Source organism: Microvirga yunnanensis (genome assembly GCF_025460875.1).
The window spans coordinates 1-19829 of the sequence record NZ_JAMXFI010000010.1 but is presented as its reverse complement, the minus strand read 5'-3'; the positions used below and the strand labels follow the sequence as shown (position 1 = coordinate 19829).

The following is a 19829-nucleotide window of genomic DNA, read 5'->3' as shown; positions in this document are numbered from 1 at the left end:
ACGATGCCTTTGCTGCAGCCTTAGGCGCCGCAGCCTTCTTGGCCGGGGCCTTCTTTGAAACTTTGGTTGCAGTCTTGGCCATCAGAAACTCCTTTGTAGATGGTGAATGCGTAAGACAGCAGACTCTCAATAACGCTTTCAGCCAAGAATTAAAGATGCGATCGCTCGCTATCCGCACAATAGTAACGGTTACTTGTCGATTTCTCGTCAACGGCCGGCCGAATGCTCGCTGCGCGGTGCCTGAAGCCCGCCTCGCATGCGGGCCGCAGGCGGACGGCAAGCGGCCGGAAATCCGATAAGAGGCGACGGCCATGCGGGTTTCGGCGCTCGTCCGCGGGATCCGGTGGGGCATGATCTCTCCCGGCCGTCATCGAACGAGACGCCCATGGACGAGCGGACGGCACTTTCCCTGTCGCAAAATCGCAGTATTGACGGTATTGGATCGACAAAGAGCTTGAGCTCACCATATTCGGTAAGCGCCACGGTGAAAGCATGACACGGGTTGCCTGCATCGGAGAATGCATGATCGAGCTGAGGGAGGAGGCCGACGGCCGGCTCTCCCGCGGCTATGGCGGCGATACGTTCAACACCGCCGTCTATCTTGCCCGCCTGGGAACGGAGACCGATTATATCACCGCGCTCGGAGACGACAGCTGGAGCGACGAGCTGATCGAGGCCTGGACCCGGGAAGGCGTTGGGACGCAACGAGTGCTGCGCCTGCCCGGACGTCTGCCGGGGCTCTACATCATCCAGACGGATCCGAAGGGCGAACGCCGGTTCTCCTACTGGCGCGAGACCGCCGCCGCGCGCCTTCTGTTCCAGGCGCCGGAGGCCGAGCCCGTCCTCGCGGCCATTGCCGCCTATGATCTGATCTATCTGTCGGGGATCTCTCTTTCCCTCTACGGGGAAACGGGACGCGAACGCCTGTTCGCCGTGCTCCGGGACGCACGAGCCAAAGGCAGGCGCGTGGCCTTCGACACGAATTTCCGCCCGCGGGGCTGGACCGATCCGGAGGTCGCGCGCGCCGCCTTCCGTGAGGCTTTTGCCTGTGCCGACATCATTCTCGCCTCGACGGAGGATCTCGACCTGCTGTTCGGCGCAGGCGGCGCGGACGAATTGCTGGCCTTTTCCGACCGGGCCGAGATCGTCCTCAAGCACCCTGATCTGACATGCCGCGTTCTGGGGCAAGGGGGTGACATCGTGGTCCCCGGCACGCCCGTGGACGACGTGGTCGACACCACTGCGGCGGGCGACAGCTTCGCGGCGGCTTACCTTCATGCGCGACTGTCCGGCGAGAGCCCCCGTTCCGCCGCGGCGGCAGGACATCGCCTCGCCGGTCAGGTCGTGCGCTATCGCGGCGCGATCATCCCGCGCGACGCGATGCCATAATCGATGCCATTCAAGGAGTTCCTGCCATGCCTCAAGACCTGAAGGATCTCGCCGCCGCCCGCAGCAGGACGCTGGCCGACATCCTCCGCGCCGGCCCTATCGTCCCGGTCATCACCCTGGACCGCGTGGAGGATGCGGTTCCTCTCGCCCGAGCCCTCGTTGCCGGCGGGTTGCGCCTGCTGGAGATCACCCTGCGGACGCCTGCCGCCGCGGATTCCGCGGCGGCCATCATCCAGGATGTGCCCGAGGCGATCGTCGGCATCGGGACCGTTCTGACGCCGAAGGATCTGGAGCGTGCTCAGGCCCTCGGGGCCCGCTACGCCTTGAGCCCCGGCGCCACACCCGACCTGCTCGAAGCCGCGAGCGGGAGCGAATTGCCGTTCATTCCGGGGATCGCGACCGCGTCCGAACTCATGGCGGCTCTCGCCCATGGTTTCCCGGTCGTCAAATTCTTCCCGGCCGTTGCAGCCGGCGGCATTCCTGCCTTGAAGGCCCTCGCGGGTCCCTTCCCGCAGGCGCGGTTCTGCCCGACGGGGGGCATCGACGAGAAGAACGCCCGGGACTGGCTTGCCCTTTCGAACGTGGTGGCCGTGGGAGGGTCTTGGGTTTGCCAGACCTCCGACATTCGCGCCCAGGCCTGGGGCGAGATCACCGCGAAGGCGCAGCGCGCCGTCATGTCCGTGAAGGATTGACCGCATTGCGGCTTGGCGGCTGACCTCTCGGAGGGTTGTCAGCATCCCCGCCTCTGGCGATACTCGTCGCCAGGGGAGGAACGACAGTGGCTTCGACGATCTACGACACGAACCTCGACAAGAACCAGGCGAATTACCAGCCTCTGACGCCGCTCTCGTTCCTGGAGCGCGCCGCCGTCGTCCACCCGGACCGCACGGCTCTCGTCCATGGCCCCCTGACGCGCAACTATCGCGACTTCTATGCGCGCTCCCGGCGTCTCGGCTCCGCCCTTGCCCGGCGCGGAATCGGGCGTGGCGACACCGTCTCGGTCATGCTCCCCAACACGCCCGCCATGCTCGAGTGCCATTATGGCGTGCCCATGGCCGGCGCGGTGCTCAACACGCTGAATACCCGGCTCGACGCCAAGGTCATCGCCTTCTGCCTGGAGCACAGCGAGGCCAAGGTGCTGATCACCGACCGGGAGTTCTCGGCCACCATCAGGGCCGCCCTCGAACTGACCTCCGCCACCCCCCTCGTCATCGACTACGACGATCCGGAATTCACCGGTCCCGGCGAGCGGCTGGGATCCACGGAATACGAGGAGTTCCTGACCGAGGGCGATCCCGATTTCGCCTGGAGCCCGCCGCGAGACGAATGGGACGCCATCACCTTGAACTATACCTCCGGCACCACGGGCGATCCCAAGGGCGTGGTCTATCACCATCGCGGCGCCTACCTGCTCGCCATGGGCAACATCCTCACCGCCGGGATGGGGCAGCATCCCGTCTACCTGTGGACGCTTCCCATGTTTCACTGCAACGGCTGGTGCTTTCCCTGGTCGCTCTCGATCGTCGCGGGAACCCATGTCTGCCTGCGGGCCGTCCGGGCGAAGCCCATGTATGAGGCGCTGGCTGATCGGAAGGTCACGCATCTGTGTGGCGCGCCCATCGTCATGTCGACATTGCTCAATGCCCCGGGATCGGAAAAGCGGCCCCTGCCCCATACGGTCAAATTCATGACGGCCGCTGCGCCGCCGCCGGAAGCGGTGCTCGCCGCGATGAAGGCGGCCGGCTTCGACGTGACGCATCTCTACGGCCTGACGGAGGTCTACGGCCCGGCGGTGGTCAACGAATGGCATGAGGAATGGAATGCGCTCGACCCGGGCAGTTATGCTGCGAAGAAGGCCCGGCAGGGTGTGCGCTACCCCGTGCTGGAGGATCTCGACGTGCTCGATCCGGACACCATGCAGCCGGTGCCCGCCGATGGAAAATCCCTCGGCGAGGTCATGTTCCGCGGCAACGTTGTCATGAAGGGCTATCTCAAGAACCCGGCCGGAACGGCCAAGGCCTTCGAAGGCGGCTGGTTCCATTCGGGGGATCTCGGGGTCAAGTATCCCGACGGCTATGTGCAGCTCAAGGACCGCTCCAAGGACATCATCATCTCCGGCGGCGAGAACATCTCCTCCATCGAAGTGGAGGACGCCCTCTACAAGCATCCGGCCATCCAGGCGGCGGCCGTCGTGGCGATGCCGGACGAGAAGTGGGGCGAGACGCCCTGCGCCTTCGTGGAGCTGAAGCCGGATCAGTCGGCATCCGCCGACGACATCATCGCCTGGTGCCGGCAGCAGCTCGCGTCCTACAAATGCCCGCGCACGGTCATCTTCACGGAACTCCCGAAAACATCCACGGGCAAGATCCAGAAATTCCAGCTGCGCGAGATGGCACGGGCCCACAGGGCCGGGGCTTGACGAAAGAGCGCTCGATCAGCGCCCCTTCCACTCCGGCTTGCGCTTCCCGATGAAGGCATCGATGCCCTCGGCGGCATCCTCCGCCATCATGTTGCAGGCCATGACATGGCCCGCATAGGCATAAGCCTCTTCCAGGCTCATGGAGCGCTGGCGGCCGAACATGGCCTTGCCGGTGCGGATCGCCACCGGACTTTTTGCGCAGATCTCCGCCGTCAGCGCGGCCACCGCCCGGTCGAGTTCCCCATCCGGCGCTACGCGGTTGACGAGACCGAAAGCCAGCGCCTCAGCGGATGAGATGAAGCGTCCCGTCACCAGCATGTCGAACGCCTGCTTGGGCGAGACATTGCGGGAGAGCGCCACGGCCGGGGTGGAGCAGAACAGCCCCACATTGATGCCGGATACGGCGAAGGTGGCACTGTCCGCCGCAACGGCCAGATCGCAGGACGCCACGAGCTGGCATCCCGCGGCGGTGGCCATGCCGTGAACCCGGGCGATCACCGGAACCGGCAGGCTCACGATGCCCTGCATGACCCGGCTGCATTGTGCGAACAGCCTTTCATAATAGTCCTGCCGTGGATTGGCCCGCATCTGCTTGAGATCGTGCCCGGCGCAGAACGCCCGGCCGGCGGCGGCGAGAACCACGCAGCGAACGGCGTCGTCCTCCTTGAGACCGGCGAGCGCTCGTTCGAGGGCCGACAGCATCTCCTCGGACAGGGCATTGAATTGGGCCGGGCGGTTGAGGGTGAGCGTCGCCACGCCGTCGCGATCCTCGCGAAGCAGAACCTTGTCCTCGGCAAGAGCGTTGTGGGCATCCATGGGCCTGTCCTCCGGACGGCTTCTTCCTCGTTGTTCGCAGGATCCAACCCGAATAAGCTCGATCTGGCAATACGGCCCTTGGGAAACGTCGCCCCAGGGGTCCGACAGAAGAGGTGTTTCTCGTGAACAAGCCGTCGATCAGCCGCTTTCCCGTGCCGGAGATCTCCGGCCTGCCGGAGGACATCCGCACGCGCATTCTCGCGGTTCAGGAGAAGTCGGGCTTCGTGCCGAACGTGTTCCTGGTGCTGGCCCATCGCCCGGACGAGTTCCGCGCGTTCTTCGCCTACCACGACGCCCTGATGGAGAAGCCCGGCGGTCTCACAAAGGCCGAACGCGAGATGATCGTGGTGGCGACGAGCAATGCCAACCAGTGCCAGTATTGCGTCGTCGCCCACGGAGCGATCCTGCGGATCCGGGCCAAGAACCCGCTGATCGCCGACCAGATCGCGATCAACTACCGCAAGGCCGACATCACGCCCCGGCAGAAGGCGATGCTCGATTTCGCCATGAAGGTGGCTCTCGAGGCCTATTCCGTCGGCGATGCGGACATCGCGTCGCTGAACGCCCACGGCTTTACGGAGGACGACGTCTGGGACATCGCGGCGATTGCGGCGTTCTTCGCCATGTCGAACCGTCTCGCCAACGTCACCAGCATGCGGCCGAACGACGAGTTCTATGCGCTCGGCCGAGGCTTGGCTTCCTAGAGCTGTTTCCACTGGCGTGGAATCACCTCTCTTCTTTGCTGTGCCGCATTTTTGACGGCGAACCGGATCCACTTCGCCGAAAAATGCTCTAGGCCAGGAGCACCTTGCCCGGGTTGAGGCGGTTGTCGGGGTCGAGGGCGTGCTTGAGCCTGCGGGCGAGCTCCATCTCGGAGGGCGCGCGGTAGCGCGCCAGCTCGCCCACTCGGTATTGCCCGATCCCGTGCTCCGCCGAGATGCTGCCGCCGAAAGCCGCGACCACGTCGTGCACGATGCGGTTCACCACGGAAGCGTCATGGTCCGCATCCACGAGCACGTTGTAGTGGATATTGCCGTCGCCCAGGTGACCGAACGCGTTCACCCGGGTGCCCGGGGCTCCGGCGGCCAGCGCCTCGCCGGCCTCCGTGAGAAAGCGCGGAACCTCGGTCAAGGGCACCGAGACATCGTGCTTGACGCTCTTGCCTTCCCGGGCCTCGGATTCCGTCACATGCTCGCGCAGGGCCCAGAGCTGGGCCGCCTGGGCGCCGGACTCGGCAATGACGCCATCGAGAGCGAGCTCCTGCTCGAAGGCCGAGCCCAGCATCGCCTCCGCCGCCTCCCGCAAGCCCGAGAGGCTGGAGGCCGCCTCGATCAGCACGAACCACTCGCCTTCGGCAATGGGGGCCCTCAGGCCGGCATGCTTGGCGACGAGCTGCATGGACGTTGCGGAGATCAGCTCGAAGGCCGAGACCTGATCGCCGAGCTCGTCCTGGGCGAGCTCGAGCAGCCGGAGGGCTGCTGCCGGGTCGCTCACCGAGAGCAAGGCGGTCACCGAGTGCTTGGGCCGCGGCAGAAGCCGCAGGACGGCGGCCGTGACGATCCCGAGGGTGCCCTCGCTGCCGATGAAGAGCTGCTTCCAGTCGTAGCCCGCATTGTCCTTGCGCAGCTTCCGCAGGCCGTTGATGACGGTTCCGTCCGACAGGACCACTTCGAGACCGAGCACCAGGCTCCGGGTCATGCCGTAGCGCAGGACGTTCACGCCGCCCGCATTGGCCGCCACCACGCCGCCGATGGTGGCGGAGCCTTCCGCCGCAAGGCTGATCGGCAGCAGGCGCCCGGCCGCGGCCGCGGCATCCTGGGCCACCTTGAGGATGCAGCCGGATTCGGCCTCGATGGTCAGGCCGACAGGGTCGACGCTGCGGATGGCCGCCATGCGGTTGAAGGACAGGACGACCTGGGTGCCGGACGCATCCGGCACCGCGCCGCCGGCCAGCCCCGTATTGCCGCCCTGCGGGACCACGGCCGCACCGGCCTCGCGGCAGATCCGCACGACCTGGGCGACCTGATCGGTCGAGGCCGGGCGGACGACGCAGGCCGGCCGCCCCGGGAAGAGCCTGCGCCAGTCGACCGCGTAAGGCTCGAGATCGGGCCCTTCGGCGATGACGGCCGAAGGGCCGAGAAAGCTCGTCAAGCGCTGCGGCAGATCCATCGGCTGGGTCATCGGACAATCCCTCACGGTTTCGACCATCGCTCCTGACCGATCAGCAGGCGATCGTCAACGCGGCATCCGCGAGGGACTCGTCGGCAAGGACGCGCAGCAAAGTTTCAGTCAGCGCTTGCCCGAGCCCGGCTCGGCCATCTTGCGGTGCTGTTCGGCGAGCATGCCGGCCGGCGTCACGTTGGCCAGGATGGTGGTGAACTTGTTCTTCCATCCGCTGACCACGTCGCCCTCGCCGTTCAGCATGGCGTCGAACCCGACCTTCGCCACGAAGGCGGGGTCGTCCTTCTTGTCCTGGCCGACCTTGGTATCCTCCATGCCGGCCCGCTCGAAGAATTCGGTCTCGGTAGCGCCGGGCATGAGGCAGGTCACCGTGATGTTGGTGTCCTTCAGCTCGTTCCGGAGCGCAAAGGAGAACGAGTCGATGAAGGCCTTCGTGCCGTTGTAGACGGCCTGGAACGTGCCCGGCATGAATCCGGCGATCGAGCCGGTGATGAGGATCCGCCCCTCGTTCCTGGCGCGCATGTCCCGGCCGACATTCTGAATCAGATACAGCGTGCCGGTGATGTTGGTGTCGATCACATGACGGGCATCCCGAAAATCCTGATCGAGGAAAGCATGGCCGAGCCCGTGTCCGGCATTGGCCAGGAGCGCTGCGACGGACCTGCCTTTGGCCGCCGCATAGAGCTTGTCGACCCCCTCGAGGGTGGCAAGATCGGTCTCGACCGCCTCGACATCGGCTCCGAGCGTCCGGAATTCCTCGGCTGCCTCGTGGATCGCCGCCTGATCGGCGGCGATCAGCAGATCGTAGCCGTTCTGGGCGCAGAGTTTCGCGAGTTCATAGCCGATGCCGGAAGAGGCCCCGGTCACGATGGCAAGAGGCTTTGCAGTGTCAGACATGGTATGCTCCCAACGGGCAATCGGGGTGAGCCGGCGATGGGTGAAGGGGAAGGCGAAACCGGCATGTGGTGCTTGAACTCGTGAAGCGCGCTTCAGTTCAATATTCGTCCGGCAGGCAGCGGCACCGTGCCCGCTCAGTCCAGTCGAAGACCAGTGTCGCGCCGGTCCCGAACAGTTGCTTTCGCCCTGGGGGCAAGATACCTTCACCATAACGACATAAGAAAGCTCAGGCCCCGACGGGTCTGCAGCCGGGAGAAGCGCTCTTGAGTCCGCAAGAATCGGCGACGTGCGGCGTCGCGGTGAGTGGTAGCGCATACGGACGCGGCATGGCCCGTAACGTGGCGGGAACTGGCGCCACGAACATGACGATGCATTCTGTCTCGACTGCCGGCCTGGTCCGACCCCGGGGATGCGGCCGATGACTCTTGCCCTCGAAGACGTTTCTAAGAAGGTCGGGGCAGCGGTTCATGTGGACAATGTCCGCCTGACCCTGGAGCGCGGATCCCTCAACGTCCTGCTCGGAGCCACCCTGGCCGGCAAGACGTCGCTCATGCGCCTCATGGCCGGTCTCGACGCGCCGACAAGCGGCCGGATTCTCGTCGACGGGCAGGACGTGACCGGCTGGCCCGTCCAGCGTCGCAGCGTGGCCATGGTGTACCAGCAGTTCATCAACTACCCCTCGCTCAATGTTTACGAAAACATCGCCTCGCCCCTGCGTGTGTCCGGGTTGCCGAAGAGCGAGATCGACGCCCGTGTGCGCGATGCCGCCAGACTCCTGAAGCTCGACCCTTATCTCGACCGCAAGCCCTTGAACCTCTCCGGCGGCCAGCAGCAGCGCACCGCGATCGCCCGGGCCCTCGTCAAGGGGGCGGATCTCGTCCTGCTCGACGAGCCGCTGGCCAACCTCGATTACAAGCTCAGGGAAGAACTGCGCGAGGAGCTGCCGCGGGTCTTCGCGGCCTCGGGGGCGATTTTCGTCTATGCCACGACGGAGCCGTCCGAAGCCCTTCTCCTTGGCGGCAACACGGCGACCCTGTTCGAAGGGCGGGTCACCCAGTTCGGCCCGACGCCGCAGGTCTATCGACGCCCCCACGATCTGACCACCGCCCGGGTCTTCTCCGACCCGCCGCTCAACACCCTGAAAGTCCGCAGAACCGGTGGCAGCGCGACCCTGAGCACCGGCGGAGAGATCCGGGCCAGCGGCCCTCTCGCGATGGTTCCCGACGGGGATTATACGATCGGCTTTCGGGCCCATCACCTCGGCCTGGAGCCCGCCGGGACGGACGAGATCACGATTCCGGCCGTGGTGTCCGTGTCCGAGATCACCGGTTCGGAAAGCTACGTCCATTTCGATGCCCGGGAGCACCGGCTCATCGCGCTGGTCCCAGGCGTGCGGCGGCTGGAGCCGAAATCGGCCGTCACGGCCTATATCGATCCGAAACATCTGTTCCTGTTCGATGCGGAGGGCCGTCTCGCCGCTGCCGATTCCGCTCAGAAGGCGGCGTGAGGAGAGCCGGATGGCCCGCATCACCCTCGATCATCTCGCCCATGCCTACAAGGCCGATCCCCGGACGCCGGATGATTACGCGCTCAAGGAGATCAACCATGTGTGGAGCCAGGGCGGCGCCTACGCGCTGCTGGGCCCCTCGGGCTGCGGCAAGACCACCCTGCTCAACATCATTTCCGGCCTGGTGCGCCCTACGCGCGGGCGCGTCCTCTTCGACGACCTCGATGTGACGGATCTCCCGACGGAAGCGCGCAACATCGCCCAGGTGTTCCAGTTCCCCGTGGTCTACGACACGATGAGCGTGCGGGAGAACCTGGCTTTTCCGCTCAAGAACCGGCGCGTGCCGCGCGACAGGACAGCGCAGCGGGTGGAGGAGATCGCACGGCTTCTCGACCTCACCCGCGTGCTCGACCGCAAGGCCAGCAACCTCACGGCGGATATGAAGCAGAAGATCTCCCTCGGGCGCGGCCTGGTCCGCCCCGACGTGGCGGCGATCCTGTTCGACGAACCGCTCACCGTGATCGATCCGCATCTGAAATGGCAGCTGCGCTCCACCTTGAAGGAGATTCACCGCGCCCTCGACATCACGATGATCTACGTCACGCACGATCAGACCGAGGCGCTCACCTTCGCCGACAAGGTCGTGGTCATGCACGACGGCGCGGTGGTGCAGACCGGGACGCCCGACGAGCTGTTCGAGCGTCCGGCGCACACTTTCGTGGGCCATTTCATCGGGTCGCCGGGCATGAACATCCTGCCCTGCAGGGTCGAAGGCGCCACCGCCGTCATCGGCGATCAGACCATCGACCTGCAGCGGATCTACCGCGTTCCCTCGGGCGGAGAGCGGATCGAGCTCGGGATCCGGCCTGAATTCGTGCGGCTCCAGCAGAAAGGATCGGGGCTGCCGGTCCAAGTCCGACGCATCGACGATATCGGCCGCGCCCGCATCGCCCGGGTCGAGATGAGCGGACGGCCCCTGGCCGCCAGCGTTCCCGAAGGTCTTTCCATCGAAGGGAGCGAGGCTGCGCTCGCGCTCGATCCACGCCACATCCACATCTATGCCGACGGGCATCTCGTCTCGGGCGAGCCGATCGGAGGACACAGGGCATGACGAAGACCGTCAACAACAGGGCTTGGCTCTTCGTTCTGCCAGTTTTCGCCATCGTGGCCTTCTCGGCCGTCCTGCCGCTCATGACCGTGGTGAACTACTCGGTCCAGGACACCTTCGGCAACAACCAGTTCTTCTGGAACGGGATCGGTTGGTTCCAGGAACTGCTCGATCCGTCGACGGAGCTCGGTGGACGATTCTTCGACGCCTTGTGGCGGACGCTCCTCTTCTCGGCGATCATCCTCATGATCGAGGTCCCGCTCGGCATCGCGGTGGCGCTCTCCATGCCGAGGGAAGGCTGGCCGGTGGCCCTCTGCCTCGTTCTCATGGCCCTGCCGCTTCTGATCCCGTGGAACGTGGTCGGCACGATCTGGCAGGTCTTCGCCCGGAGCGACATCGGCCTGCTCGGCTGGATCGTCAATCACCTGGGCATCGACTACAATTATACGAACGACTCCCTCGATGCCTGGGTCACCCTCGTGGTCATGGACGTGTGGCATTGGACGAGCCTCGTCGCTCTTCTCTGCTATGCCGGGCTGAAATCGATCCCGGACGCTTATTATCAGGCGGCCCGGATCGATGGCGCCTCGCGCTGGGCGATCTTCCGCACGATCCAGCTGCCCAAGATGCGGCGGGTGCTGCTGATCGCGGTGCTGCTGCGCTTCATGGATTCGTTCATGATCTACACGGAGCCCTTCGTGATCACCGGCGGCGGTCCGGGCAATGCCACCACGTTCCTGTCCATCGATCTGGTGAAGCTGGCGCTCGGCCAGTTCGATCTCGGCAAGGCGGCCGCCATGTCGCTGGTCTACAACCTGATCATCCTGGCCATCTGCTGGCTCTTCTACACCGTCATGACCAACGTGGACGCCGAACGCGAGAGGGTCGAAGCATGACCGGAACCATGGCCGTCGGCGCCTCCGAGACGAAACCGATTGCAGCGCCCATGGCGGCCAACCGCGCCCTGTCCGGTCCGCGCGTCAGCGGCCGTGTCGTGGTGATGACCCTCTATCTCGTGTTCCTGATGCTGCCGATCTACTGGCTTCTCAACATGAGCCTGAAGACGAACATGGAGATCACGTCCGGTCTCACGCTCTGGCCGCGGGAGATCACCTTCGACAACTACGTCAAGATCTTCACCGACGCGAGCTGGTACTCGGGGTACATCAATTCGCTGACCTATGTCGTGATCAACACGGTGCTGTCGATCTCCTTCGCGCTTCCGGCGGCCTACGCCTTCTCGCGCTACAGGTTCCTCGGCGACAAGCACCTGTTCTTCTGGCTTCTGACCAACCGCATGGCACCGCCGGCGGTCTTCGCCCTGCCGTTCTTCAACCTTTACTCGGCCATCGGCCTCTTCGACACGCCCTGGGCCGTCGCTCTGGCCCATTGCCTGTTCAACGTGCCCCTGGCCGTGTGGATCCTGGAGGGGTTCATGTCCGGCGTGCCGCGCGAGATCGACGAGACGGCCGCCATCGACGGGTACTCCTTTCCCAGGTTCTTCCTGAAGATCTTCATGCCCTTGATCGCCTCCGGCATCGGGGTCGCGGCCTTCTTCTGCTTCATGTTCTCATGGGTCGAGCTGCTGCTGGCCCGCACGCTCACGTCGGTCAACGCCAAGCCCATCGCCGCTACCATGACGCGGACCATTTCGGCCGCCGGCATGGACTGGGGGCTGCTCGCCGCCGCCGGCGTGCTCACCATCGTGCCAGGCGCCCTCGTGATCTGGTTCGTCCGCAACTACATCGCCAAGGGCTTCGCCCTGGGCCGGGTCTGAGGAGTCTTTCATGCCCGATCTCGCCTGGATGGCCTGGACATGGCAGACCGGCCTTTTCTTCGCGGCCATCGCAAGCCTTCTGCTCGTCATGACCGCGCTGGCGATCTACCGTCCGGAGACGGAACGTGTCGGCGTCCTGCGCATCCCGACGACCCGGGGCGACCGCCTCTTCATCTCGCTCCTTGGTGCGGCCTTCATCCACCTCGCCTGGCTGGGCTTCGTCGGCCCGGACCTGTGGTGGGCCTCCGGCCTTTCCCTGCTCTACGCAGCCGCCGTGTTTCGCTACGTCTAGAAGGGAACGGCTCAAGAATGTCCTCCGGTTTGCCCGGACCGGAGGGAACAAGACCAGCGCACAAGCCGGCCAGGGCATTCACTGGGAGGAACGAATGAAAGTCACTCAATCTCACCGGCACCTGAAACTGTTCATCTCGACGAGCGTGCTGGCCATGGCGCTCGGCACGAGCGCTGCCCTCGCGGGAATGGAAGAAGCCCGCCGCTGGATCGACAGCGAATTCCAGCCATCGACTCTCTCCAAGGACGAGCAGTTGAAGGAGATGGAATGGTTCGTGAACGCGGCCAAGGCCTTCGTCGGTCAGGAAATCAACGTGGTGTCCGAGACCATCACCACGCATGAATACGAGGCCAGGACCCTGGCCAAAGCCTTCTCCGAGATCACCGGCATCAAGCTCACCCACGACCTGATCCAGGAAGGCGACGTGGTGGAGAAAATCCAGACGCAGATGCAGTCGGGCCGCAACATCTACGACGCGTGGGTCAACGATTCCGACCTCATCGGAACCCATTTCCGCTACAAGCAGGCCATCCCGCTCGACGACTGGATGGCGGGCGAAGGCAAGGACGTCACTTCACCGACACTCGACATCAACGACTTCATCGGCAAGTCGTTTACAACGGCGCCGGACGGCAAGATGTATCAGTTGCCGGATCAGCAATTCGCCAACGTGTACTGGTTCCGCTACGATTGGTTCCAGCGTCCGGAGTTCAAGGAGAAGTTCAAAGCCAAATACGGCTACGATCTCGGCGTCCCGGTGAACTGGTCGGCCTACGAGGATATCGCCGAGTTCTTCACCAACGACGTGAAGGAGGTCGACGGCGTCAAGGTCTACGGCCACATGGATTACGGCCGCAAGGATCCTTCGCTCGGCTGGCGCTTCACCGACGCCTGGCTCTCCATGGCCGGCAACGGCGACAAGGGGATCCCGAACGGTCTGCCGGTCGACGAGTGGGGCATCCGCATGGAAGGCTGCCGTCCTGTCGGCTCATCGGTCGAGCGCGGCGGCGACACCAACGGCGCGGCTGCCGTCTACTCGATCACGAAATATCTCGACTGGATGAAGAAATATGCTCCGCCGCAGGCACAGGGCATGAACTTCTCCGAATCGGGACCGGTTCCGGCACAGGGCAACATCGCCCAGCAGATCTTCTGGTACACGGCCTTCACCGCCGACATGGTGAAGCCCGGACTTCCTGTCGTGAACGCGGACGGCACGCCGAAATGGCGCATGGCGCCCTCGCCGCACGGCTCGTACTGGAAGGACGGCATGAAGCTCGGCTACCAGGATGCAGGCTCCTGGACGCTCCTGAAGTCCACGCCGGTCGACCGCCGCAAGGCGGCTTGGCTCTATGCGCAGTTCGTCACCTCGAAGACGGTCTCGCTGAAGAAGAGCCATGTGGGCCTCACCTTCATCCGCGAGAGTGACATCTGGGATAAGAGCTTCACCGAGCGGGCGCCGAAGCTCGGCGGGTTGGTCGAGTTCTACCGCTCGCCGGCGCGCGTGCAATGGACCCCGACCGGGAACAACGTGCCGGATTATCCGAAGCTCGCACAGCTCTGGTGGCAAAACATCGGCGATGCGGCCTCGGGCGCGAAGACCCCGCAGCAGGCCATGGATTCTCTGGCGGCAGCACAGGACGAAGTACTCGGACGTCTCGAGCGCGCCAATGTCCAGGGTGAGTGCGGTCCCAAGCTGAACCCGAAGACCTCGGCCGAGGATTGGATCAAGAAGGCCGCCGCTGCCGGCACGATCGCGCCGCAGCCCAAGCTCGCCAACGAAAAGCCGAAGGGCGAAACGGTCGATTACGACACGCTCATCAAGAGCTGGCCCGCCTCGCCGCCGAAGCGCAGCTGACGAAGGCCGGCCCCGCCTCTAAGGCGGGGCCTCTTCTTTCGCGGCCACCGGCGCACCTAGCCTCCCGGTCAGTATCGAAGACTGCCGATTGCCGGCAGGATCGTCACGACGATGACCGAGGAGGCTTGTCATGCCAGATCCCGCCGGCTTTTCGCTTGGAACGTTCTCGGATCGTACCGCCGACCTGCTCGATGGTATCGCTCCCCGGCTCGTGACGATCCATGGCCGCAGGCGAGGAACATCGACCGGCTTCATCTGGCGCCCCGGCCTCGTGATCACCGCGGATGAGGCGCTGGAAGCCGACGAGGATATCCAGGTCACGCGACCGGATGGAAGCCGGGTCTCCGCGAGCCTTGTCGGACGAGACCCGAGCACGGACATCGCCCTTCTCCGGGTCGAGGAGCAGCCTCTGGCCGACATGGCGCTCGATCCGACCGACCGGCTGCGGCCAGGTCATCTCATTTTCGCCGCCGGGCGCCAGGCGGACGGTCTGAGCGCCGCCATGGGGATCGTGGCCCTCGCGGGCGGTCCCTGGCGAAGCCTGCGCGGCGGGCATATCGACCGCAGGATCCATCTGGATCTCAGGCTCGACCTTCAATCGGAAGGCGGCGTCGCCCTGGACACGGGCGGGCGGATCCTGGGCATGACCGTGCTGGGCCCCCGTGGGCGCGTTCTCGTCATCCCGTCGGAAACCATCGGGCGGGTGGCCCCGCAGCTTCTCGAGAAGGGCCATGTGGCCCGCGGCTATCTCGGCCTCGGGCTCCAGCCGGTCCGCCTCGACCAGGCGGCCGCCGATGCGGCCGGGCTCGCGCAGCCCCGCGGCCTGATCGTGATCAGCGTGGATCAGGACGGCCCTGGACAGAAGGCGGGAATCCGCCAGGGCGACATCCTCACACGGTGGAACGCCGACCCCGTGCCGTCCGTCCGCGACATCTACCGGCTTCTCGGCCCTGAAAGCGTAGGCCGGTCGGTCGACCTGGGAATCGTGAGGACGGGTGAACATATGACCCTTGCCATCGAGGTCAGGGAGCGTCCGAAGCCTTGATAGGCGCCGGCGCCGATGGGGTGAGACTTTGCGCAAGGTGGCTCTTCACATCGACGATGCGGCCCTCCTCGACCGCATCGCCACGATCCTGGCGGACGACGCCGACATCGACACCCTGCCCCACGCAGGGCCCGACGTGGTGATCACCGATCGTTGGCCCTCGCCCGGACCGATTCCGGCGATCGTCCTGAGCGACGCACCGCAGGGATCCGCGGCGATCAGGGCCGGCGTGGGCGGAATTCTCCCGCGGGATGTCACCGCCCCGGATCTCCGGCTCGCCATGGAGGCGGTCAGCCGCGGCTTCGTCATCATGCCGCGCGGCGCCGCCGGAAGCGGGCAGGATCCAGCTCCGCCGGTCCCGACCGATCCCCCGCGGGACGATCTGCTCACGGCGCGGGAGCTCGAAGTCCTGCGCCTCCTGGCGGAAGGCGCCTCGAACAAGCTGATCGCCCGCAGGCTCGGGATCTCGTTCCACACCGCGAAGTTCCACGTCGCCTCGATCGCCGCGAAGCTCGACGCGACGGGACGGACGGACGCCGTCGCGCAGGCCGTCCGTCTCGGCCTCATCCTCCTGTGAGGATTGATCCTGTCATCCTTGGCGATCTGCTCAGGCTCTTGGTTCCCGCGCCGCGCATCACCACATGATGTGAAATAGCGTTATCCCTGGAGGGCTCCATGCTCGATCGCACTCCAACCTTTCTCCTTCATCCCCAGAGTTCAGCTTCAGCCTCGTCATCGACCTCCGATGACCGGAACGATGCGGTGCTGCTTGACTCCTACTCCCATGCCGTCACCGGCGTCGTGGACCGCATCGGTCCCGCGGTCGTGCGGGTCGAGCCGCAGGTCTCGGGCCGAACGGCCGGGATGGGGTCCGGCGTCTTCATCTCGCCCGACGGGCTTCTGCTCACCAACAGCCACGTCATGCAGGGCGCCCGGGAGGCGCAGCTCACCGGTTCGGACGGACGCACCATCGCGGCGCGGGTCATCGGCGATGATCCGGACACGGATCTGGCCCTGCTGCGCGCCGACGCCGACCGGCTGCCCTTCGCCACCCTGGGCGATTCCAAGCGCCTGAAGCGCGGCCAGATCGCGATCGCCATCGGCAATCCGCTCGGATTCGAGTCGACCGTGACGGCCGGGGTCGTCTCGGCTCTCGGACGAAGCCTGAGGGCCAAGTCCGGGCGCCTCATCGACGACGTGATCCAGACGGATGCCGCCCTGAACCCGGGCAATTCCGGCGGGCCGCTGGTCGCGAGCACCGGCGAGGTGATCGGCATCAACACCGCCGTCATCATGGGTGCGCAGGGCATCTGCTTTGCCGTCGCGAGCAACACGGCAAGCTTCGTCGTGTCGGAGCTGATCCGCCACGGGCGTGTCCGGCGAGCCTCGATCGGCATCGCCGGACAGACGGTGCCGGTCCCACGGCGCGTCAGCTATGCGGCCGGGCTGGCGGGAACGTTCGGCGTCGTGATCGCGGCCGTGGAACCGGGCAGCCCTGCGGAGAAGGCGCATCTCGAACAGGGAGACGTGATCCTCTCCCTGGACGGGGAGCCGGTCGGCGGCGTCGACGATCTCGTGCGCCTGCTGAACGGCGAGCGGATCGGGCGCGTCGTCGAGCTCGTCCTTCTCAAGAAGGGCGAAATGCACACCGTGACGATCACGCCGGTGGAACGCAGGACCAAAGCCGCTCGTCCGGAGTGACCCCGATCAGGGGTCTCAAGCGGAGACCGACTGCCTAGAGCCTCGGACGGGAAGAGTGGACCCAGATCCGGGATCGGATCCGATGCTCCACTCTTGGCCGGCGCATCGTTGATCGCGGCCCGCTTTCGTCCGCAGGATGCGCTCGGCCGTCTTCCGATCGCGTTCACCGGGACAAGACCGGTGATGACGTGAGAATTACACATCCGGACCGCACAACCTTTCCACGTCATGGCCGGCCTTGTGCCGGCCATCCCGATCGGAAAGGCGCGGCGCTTCAAGCCATCGGGATCACCGGGACGAGCCCGGTGATGACACCCTCTCCCCGTCATGGTCGGCCATCCCGATTGTCCGATGCTCAACCCCTTGAGCGGCGCACCGTTCGACGCGAAAAACCGGGTCCACTCTTCACGTCCGAGGCGCTAGTCCTTGTCCGGTTGAAGGTCCGCCTCTTCCAGCCAGGAAGGGTCGAGCGTGAACAGGTCCTGCGGCCGGGCGACGCCTCTCAGGGCGTAGCGACCGACCGACACCAGACATGTCCGATCGTCCTCGGCGGCGGTCGAGAAGAAGGCCGACGACACGAGGACGTCCCGCTCGACGGAGCGGCACAGGGCGCCGATCCGGCTGACCTCGTTCACGGCCGGCCCCACGACGGTGAAATCGAGGCGATCCTGGCTGCCGATGTTGCCATAGAAGACCTCGCCGATGTGGAGGCCGAGATAGGCGCTCGTGACCGGCAGGCCGCAGGACCGTCGCTCTTCGTTCAAAGCCCGAATCCTGGATTGCATCAGACGCTCCGCCTTGAGAGCGCATCGGCAAGCGTCGCTCGGATCCTCGTCCCTGAAGATGGCGAGCGTTCCATCTCCGATCAGCTTCAGCACATCGCCGCCCGCCTCGTAGATGGAGGAGATGATCGCCTCGGCATAATCGTTCAGGAACGGGATGATCTGCTCGGGCTCGGCCGTCTCGGTGATGTGAGTGGATCCATGCAGATCGCTGAACCACAGGACGGCCTTGATCCGGTCGGTGACGCCGCGGGCGATGCGGCCATTGAGGACGAGCCGGCCCGCATCGCGGCCGAGATAGGTCTCGACGAGCGTCTTGGCGATGCGCGCGAGCGAGGCGCATTTCATGGCGAGCATCAGGGGAGACGCCAGTTCGCGCAGAAACGTGATCTCATCGTCGCTGAAGCCCGACGGCGCATCGGTCATCCAGGACGAGTAGAACGAATCCATCTCGCCGATGGCGCCCTCCGCCGCGAAGCGATGGATCAGCGCGAGATAGTCGGTCTGGCCCTCGGCGCGCAGGTCCTTGAGAATGGAGAAGTCATCGGGATGACCGGGCCCGAGGCGCCGCCGCAGGAAGTCCTCGCCGCTGACGTGAAGGTGATAATAGGTGCTCCGGCGCCAGTTCTCCGCGGCCTGCCCCTCCACGTTGGTGCGGCCGTATTCCACGACGGGGGCAAGGCCCTCCTGGTCGTCGCGACGCCAGCGGAACACCCGTCCCTCATGGATCGGGTGCAGCGTGTCGATGACGATGTTCACGCCCGAAACGGGCATGCCTTCCGCGATCAGGCGATCGCAGAAGCCATTCAGGAGCTCGAGCTCCGACATGCCGGTCAGCCCGGCCTCGGTGACCCATTTCGCGATCCTTCCTGCCCCGGCTGAGTCCATGGGGGTCCTTTCACGGCGATTCTGCCGGCCATCCATGACAGCACATCGGGTGGCCGGTCAAAGGCGGGCGCCCTTCAGCGATGGGGTGCCCGCCAGCTATTCGGCCGGCGACGGGCGAGCTCCCGTCGCCGCAGCGGCCTTCTCGGCCCGGCGCTTGAACATCCGCAGGACCACCGTGCGCACGGCCACATAGAAGACCGGCGTCAGGAACAGTCCGAACACGGTCACGCCGAGCATGCCGGCGAACACGGCCGTTCCCAGCGCCTGCCTCATCTCGGCTCCCGGCCCGGTCGCGATGGCAAGAGGCAGAACGCCCAGGATGAACGCGAACGCCGTCATGAGGATCGGACGCAGCCGGAGCCGGCAGGCTTCGACGACCGCCTCCACGGGGGTCTTGCCGTCGAACTCCGCCTGCCGGGCGAATTCCACGATCAGGATGGCGTTCTTCGCCGCGAGGCCGACGAGAACCACGAGGCCGATCTGGGTCAGGATGTTGTTGTCCTGCCCCCGGATCATCACGCCGATCAGCGCCGAGAGAACGCCCATCGGGACGATCAGGATGATCGCGATGGGCAGGGACCAGCTTTCGTACTGCGCCGCGAGCACGAGGAACACGAACAGCACCGACAGGGCGAAGATGAACACCGCCGTGTTGCCGGTCTGGCGCTCCTGGAACGCCAGTTCCGTCCACTCGAAGCCCATGCCGGGTGACAAACTCTGCCGGATCAGCGACTCCATGGTGTCGAGCGCCTCGCCCGACGAGACGCCGGGCGCGGCGTTCCCCTGCAGGGCCACCGAGGTGAACATGTTGTAGCGCTGGATCAGGTCGGGGCCCGAGACCTCCCGCATCTCGACGAGCGTGCCCAGCGGCACGAGAGCGCCCGTCGACGAGCGGACCCGCAGCCGGTTGATGTCCTCCTGGTCGATCCGGAAGCGCTGGTCCGCCTGCGCGCGAACCTGATAGACGCGGCCGAAGGCATTGAAGTCGTTGACATAGGCCGTGCCGAGATTGATGCGGAGCGTTTCGAAGATGTTCGGGATGGGCACGTTCAGGATGCTCGCCTTCTGCCGGTCGATCTCCAGATAGACCTGCGGCGAGTTGGCCGAGAAGGTGGTGAAGACGCCGGCCAGATTCGGGTTCTGCCGCGCCTGCCCCATCAGCTGGTAGG

Annotated in this window: 18 protein-coding genes; 13 read left to right on the top strand and 5 right to left on the bottom strand. The window is 65.5% G+C overall.

All coding sequences use genetic code 11. From position 1 onward, the window contains the following. The first annotated feature begins 522 nt into the window (after positions 1-522). The 3 genes from NF876_RS07230 to NF876_RS07220 all read left to right on the top strand — a co-directional run bounded on the left by NF876_RS07230 (position 523) and on the right by NF876_RS07220 (position 3808). The gene (locus tag NF876_RS07230; RefSeq protein WP_373696623.1) at positions 523-1389 is read left to right on the top strand and encodes a sugar kinase; all 867 of its coding nucleotides are present in this window, start codon (positions 523-525) and stop codon (positions 1387-1389) included. Positions 1390-1415: 26 nt separating this feature from the next. Continuing rightward, entirely contained in the window at positions 1416-2081 is a 666-nt protein-coding gene (eda, locus tag NF876_RS07225) for a bifunctional 4-hydroxy-2-oxoglutarate aldolase/2-dehydro-3-deoxy-phosphogluconate aldolase (RefSeq protein WP_262268128.1), read from the top strand. 86 nt (positions 2082-2167) lie between these two features. Further along, positions 2168-3808, top strand: coding sequence for an acyl-CoA synthetase (locus NF876_RS07220; RefSeq protein ID WP_262268127.1), 1641 nt, complete (start codon positions 2168-2170; stop codon positions 3806-3808). Between the two features lie 15 nt (positions 3809-3823). On the opposite strand, the gene NF876_RS07215 is transcribed toward NF876_RS07220, so the two are convergent. Then, positions 3824-4624, bottom strand: coding sequence for an enoyl-CoA hydratase (locus tag NF876_RS07215; RefSeq protein WP_262268126.1), 801 nt, complete (start codon positions 4622-4624; stop codon positions 3824-3826). A 122-nt stretch (positions 4625-4746) separates the two neighbouring features. Between NF876_RS07215 and NF876_RS07210 the strand changes: the two genes are divergently transcribed. Beyond that, positions 4747-5328 (top strand): peroxidase-related enzyme, encoded by a 582-nt coding sequence (locus NF876_RS07210; protein WP_262268125.1) that lies wholly within the window; start codon positions 4747-4749, stop codon positions 5326-5328. Between the two features lie 88 nt (positions 5329-5416). On the opposite strand, the gene NF876_RS07205 is transcribed toward NF876_RS07210, so the two are convergent. After that, on the bottom strand, positions 5417-6805 hold the full coding sequence (locus NF876_RS07205) for an FAD-binding oxidoreductase (RefSeq protein WP_262268124.1): 1389 nt from the start codon (positions 6803-6805) through the stop codon (positions 5417-5419). A 108-nt stretch (positions 6806-6913) separates the two neighbouring features. Beyond that, the gene (locus tag NF876_RS07200; RefSeq protein WP_262268123.1) at positions 6914-7702 is read right to left on the bottom strand and encodes an SDR family NAD(P)-dependent oxidoreductase; all 789 of its coding nucleotides are present in this window, start codon (positions 7700-7702) and stop codon (positions 6914-6916) included. Positions 7703-8120: 418 nt separating this feature from the next. Between NF876_RS07200 and NF876_RS07195 the strand changes: the two genes are divergently transcribed. The 9 genes from NF876_RS07195 to NF876_RS07155 all read left to right on the top strand — a co-directional run bounded on the left by NF876_RS07195 (position 8121) and on the right by NF876_RS07155 (position 16990). After that, positions 8121-9209: an ABC transporter ATP-binding protein gene (locus tag NF876_RS07195; RefSeq protein WP_262268122.1), complete on the top strand. Its 1089-nt coding sequence runs from the start codon at positions 8121-8123 to the stop codon at positions 9207-9209. 10 nt (positions 9210-9219) lie between these two features. After that, on the top strand, positions 9220-10320 hold the full coding sequence (locus tag NF876_RS07190) for an ABC transporter ATP-binding protein (protein WP_262268121.1): 1101 nt from the start codon (positions 9220-9222) through the stop codon (positions 10318-10320). Further along, a complete protein-coding gene (locus tag NF876_RS07185; RefSeq protein WP_262268120.1) occupies positions 10317-11213 on the top strand; it encodes a carbohydrate ABC transporter permease in 897 nt (298 codons plus the stop codon). Before NF876_RS07190 ends, NF876_RS07185 begins: the two co-directional genes overlap by 4 nt. A gap of 50 nt (positions 11214-11263) precedes the next feature. Further along, entirely contained in the window at positions 11264-12094 is an 831-nt protein-coding gene (locus NF876_RS07180) for a carbohydrate ABC transporter permease (RefSeq protein WP_262268217.1), read from the top strand. 10 nt (positions 12095-12104) lie between these two features. Continuing rightward, positions 12105-12386, top strand: a complete 282-nt coding sequence (locus tag NF876_RS07175) for a DUF2160 domain-containing protein (protein ID WP_262268119.1) — start codon at positions 12105-12107, stop codon at positions 12384-12386. Positions 12387-12540: 154 nt separating this feature from the next. After that, positions 12541-14244 (top strand): ABC transporter substrate-binding protein, encoded by a 1704-nt coding sequence (locus NF876_RS07170; protein WP_262268216.1) that lies wholly within the window; start codon positions 12541-12543, stop codon positions 14242-14244. Between the two features lie 130 nt (positions 14245-14374). Beyond that, on the top strand, positions 14375-15289 hold the full coding sequence (locus NF876_RS07165; RefSeq protein WP_262268118.1) for a S1C family serine protease: 915 nt from the start codon (positions 14375-14377) through the stop codon (positions 15287-15289). A 280-nt stretch (positions 15290-15569) separates the two neighbouring features. Next, positions 15570-15866: a response regulator transcription factor gene (locus NF876_RS43830; RefSeq protein WP_444939747.1), complete on the top strand. Its 297-nt coding sequence runs from the start codon at positions 15570-15572 to the stop codon at positions 15864-15866. A gap of 98 nt (positions 15867-15964) precedes the next feature. Beyond that, the gene (locus NF876_RS07155) at positions 15965-16990 is read left to right on the top strand and encodes a S1C family serine protease (RefSeq protein WP_262268117.1); all 1026 of its coding nucleotides are present in this window, start codon (positions 15965-15967) and stop codon (positions 16988-16990) included. Between the two features lie 419 nt (positions 16991-17409). Here the strand turns inward: NF876_RS07155 and NF876_RS07150 are convergent, their stop codons facing one another. After that, positions 17410-18660: an adenylate/guanylate cyclase domain-containing protein gene (locus NF876_RS07150; RefSeq protein WP_262268116.1), complete on the bottom strand. Its 1251-nt coding sequence runs from the start codon at positions 18658-18660 to the stop codon at positions 17410-17412. A gap of 96 nt (positions 18661-18756) precedes the next feature. Continuing rightward, positions 18757-19829: efflux RND transporter permease subunit (locus tag NF876_RS07145; RefSeq protein ID WP_262268115.1), on the bottom strand; the 1073-nt coding region annotated here is incomplete at its 5' end.

Bases quoted from the DNA above. Each gene is read 5' to 3' on its own strand.
- NF876_RS07180 (WP_262268217.1), top strand. From the start codon at position 11,264: ATGGCGGCCAACCGCGCCCTGTCCGGTCCGCGCGTCAGCGGCCGTGTC.
- NF876_RS43830 (WP_444939747.1), top strand. From the start codon at position 15,570: ATGGAGGCGGTCAGCCGCGGCTTCGTCATCATGCCGCGCGGCGCCGCC.
- eda (WP_262268128.1), top strand. From the start codon at position 1,416: ATGCCTCAAGACCTGAAGGATCTCGCCGCCGCCCGCAGCAGGACGCTG.
- NF876_RS07190 (WP_262268121.1), top strand. From the start codon at position 9,220: ATGGCCCGCATCACCCTCGATCATCTCGCCCATGCCTACAAGGCCGAT.
- NF876_RS07215 (WP_262268126.1), bottom strand. From the start codon at position 4,624: ATGGATGCCCACAACGCTCTTGCCGAGGACAAGGTTCTGCTTCGCGAG.
- NF876_RS07195 (WP_262268122.1), top strand. From the start codon at position 8,121: ATGACTCTTGCCCTCGAAGACGTTTCTAAGAAGGTCGGGGCAGCGGTT.
- NF876_RS07200 (WP_262268123.1), bottom strand. From the start codon at position 7,702: ATGTCTGACACTGCAAAGCCTCTTGCCATCGTGACCGGGGCCTCTTCC.
- NF876_RS07175 (WP_262268119.1), top strand. From the start codon at position 12,105: ATGCCCGATCTCGCCTGGATGGCCTGGACATGGCAGACCGGCCTTTTC.
- NF876_RS07230 (WP_373696623.1), top strand. From the start codon at position 523: ATGATCGAGCTGAGGGAGGAGGCCGACGGCCGGCTCTCCCGCGGCTAT.
- NF876_RS07170 (WP_262268216.1), top strand. From the start codon at position 12,541: ATGGCGCTCGGCACGAGCGCTGCCCTCGCGGGAATGGAAGAAGCCCGC.
- NF876_RS07150 (WP_262268116.1), bottom strand. From the start codon at position 18,660: ATGGACTCAGCCGGGGCAGGAAGGATCGCGAAATGGGTCACCGAGGCC.
- NF876_RS07155 (WP_262268117.1), top strand. From the start codon at position 15,965: ATGCTCGATCGCACTCCAACCTTTCTCCTTCATCCCCAGAGTTCAGCT.
- NF876_RS07205 (WP_262268124.1), bottom strand. From the start codon at position 6,805: ATGACCCAGCCGATGGATCTGCCGCAGCGCTTGACGAGCTTTCTCGGC.
- NF876_RS07185 (WP_262268120.1), top strand. From the start codon at position 10,317: ATGACGAAGACCGTCAACAACAGGGCTTGGCTCTTCGTTCTGCCAGTT.
- NF876_RS07165 (WP_262268118.1), top strand. From the start codon at position 14,375: ATGCCAGATCCCGCCGGCTTTTCGCTTGGAACGTTCTCGGATCGTACC.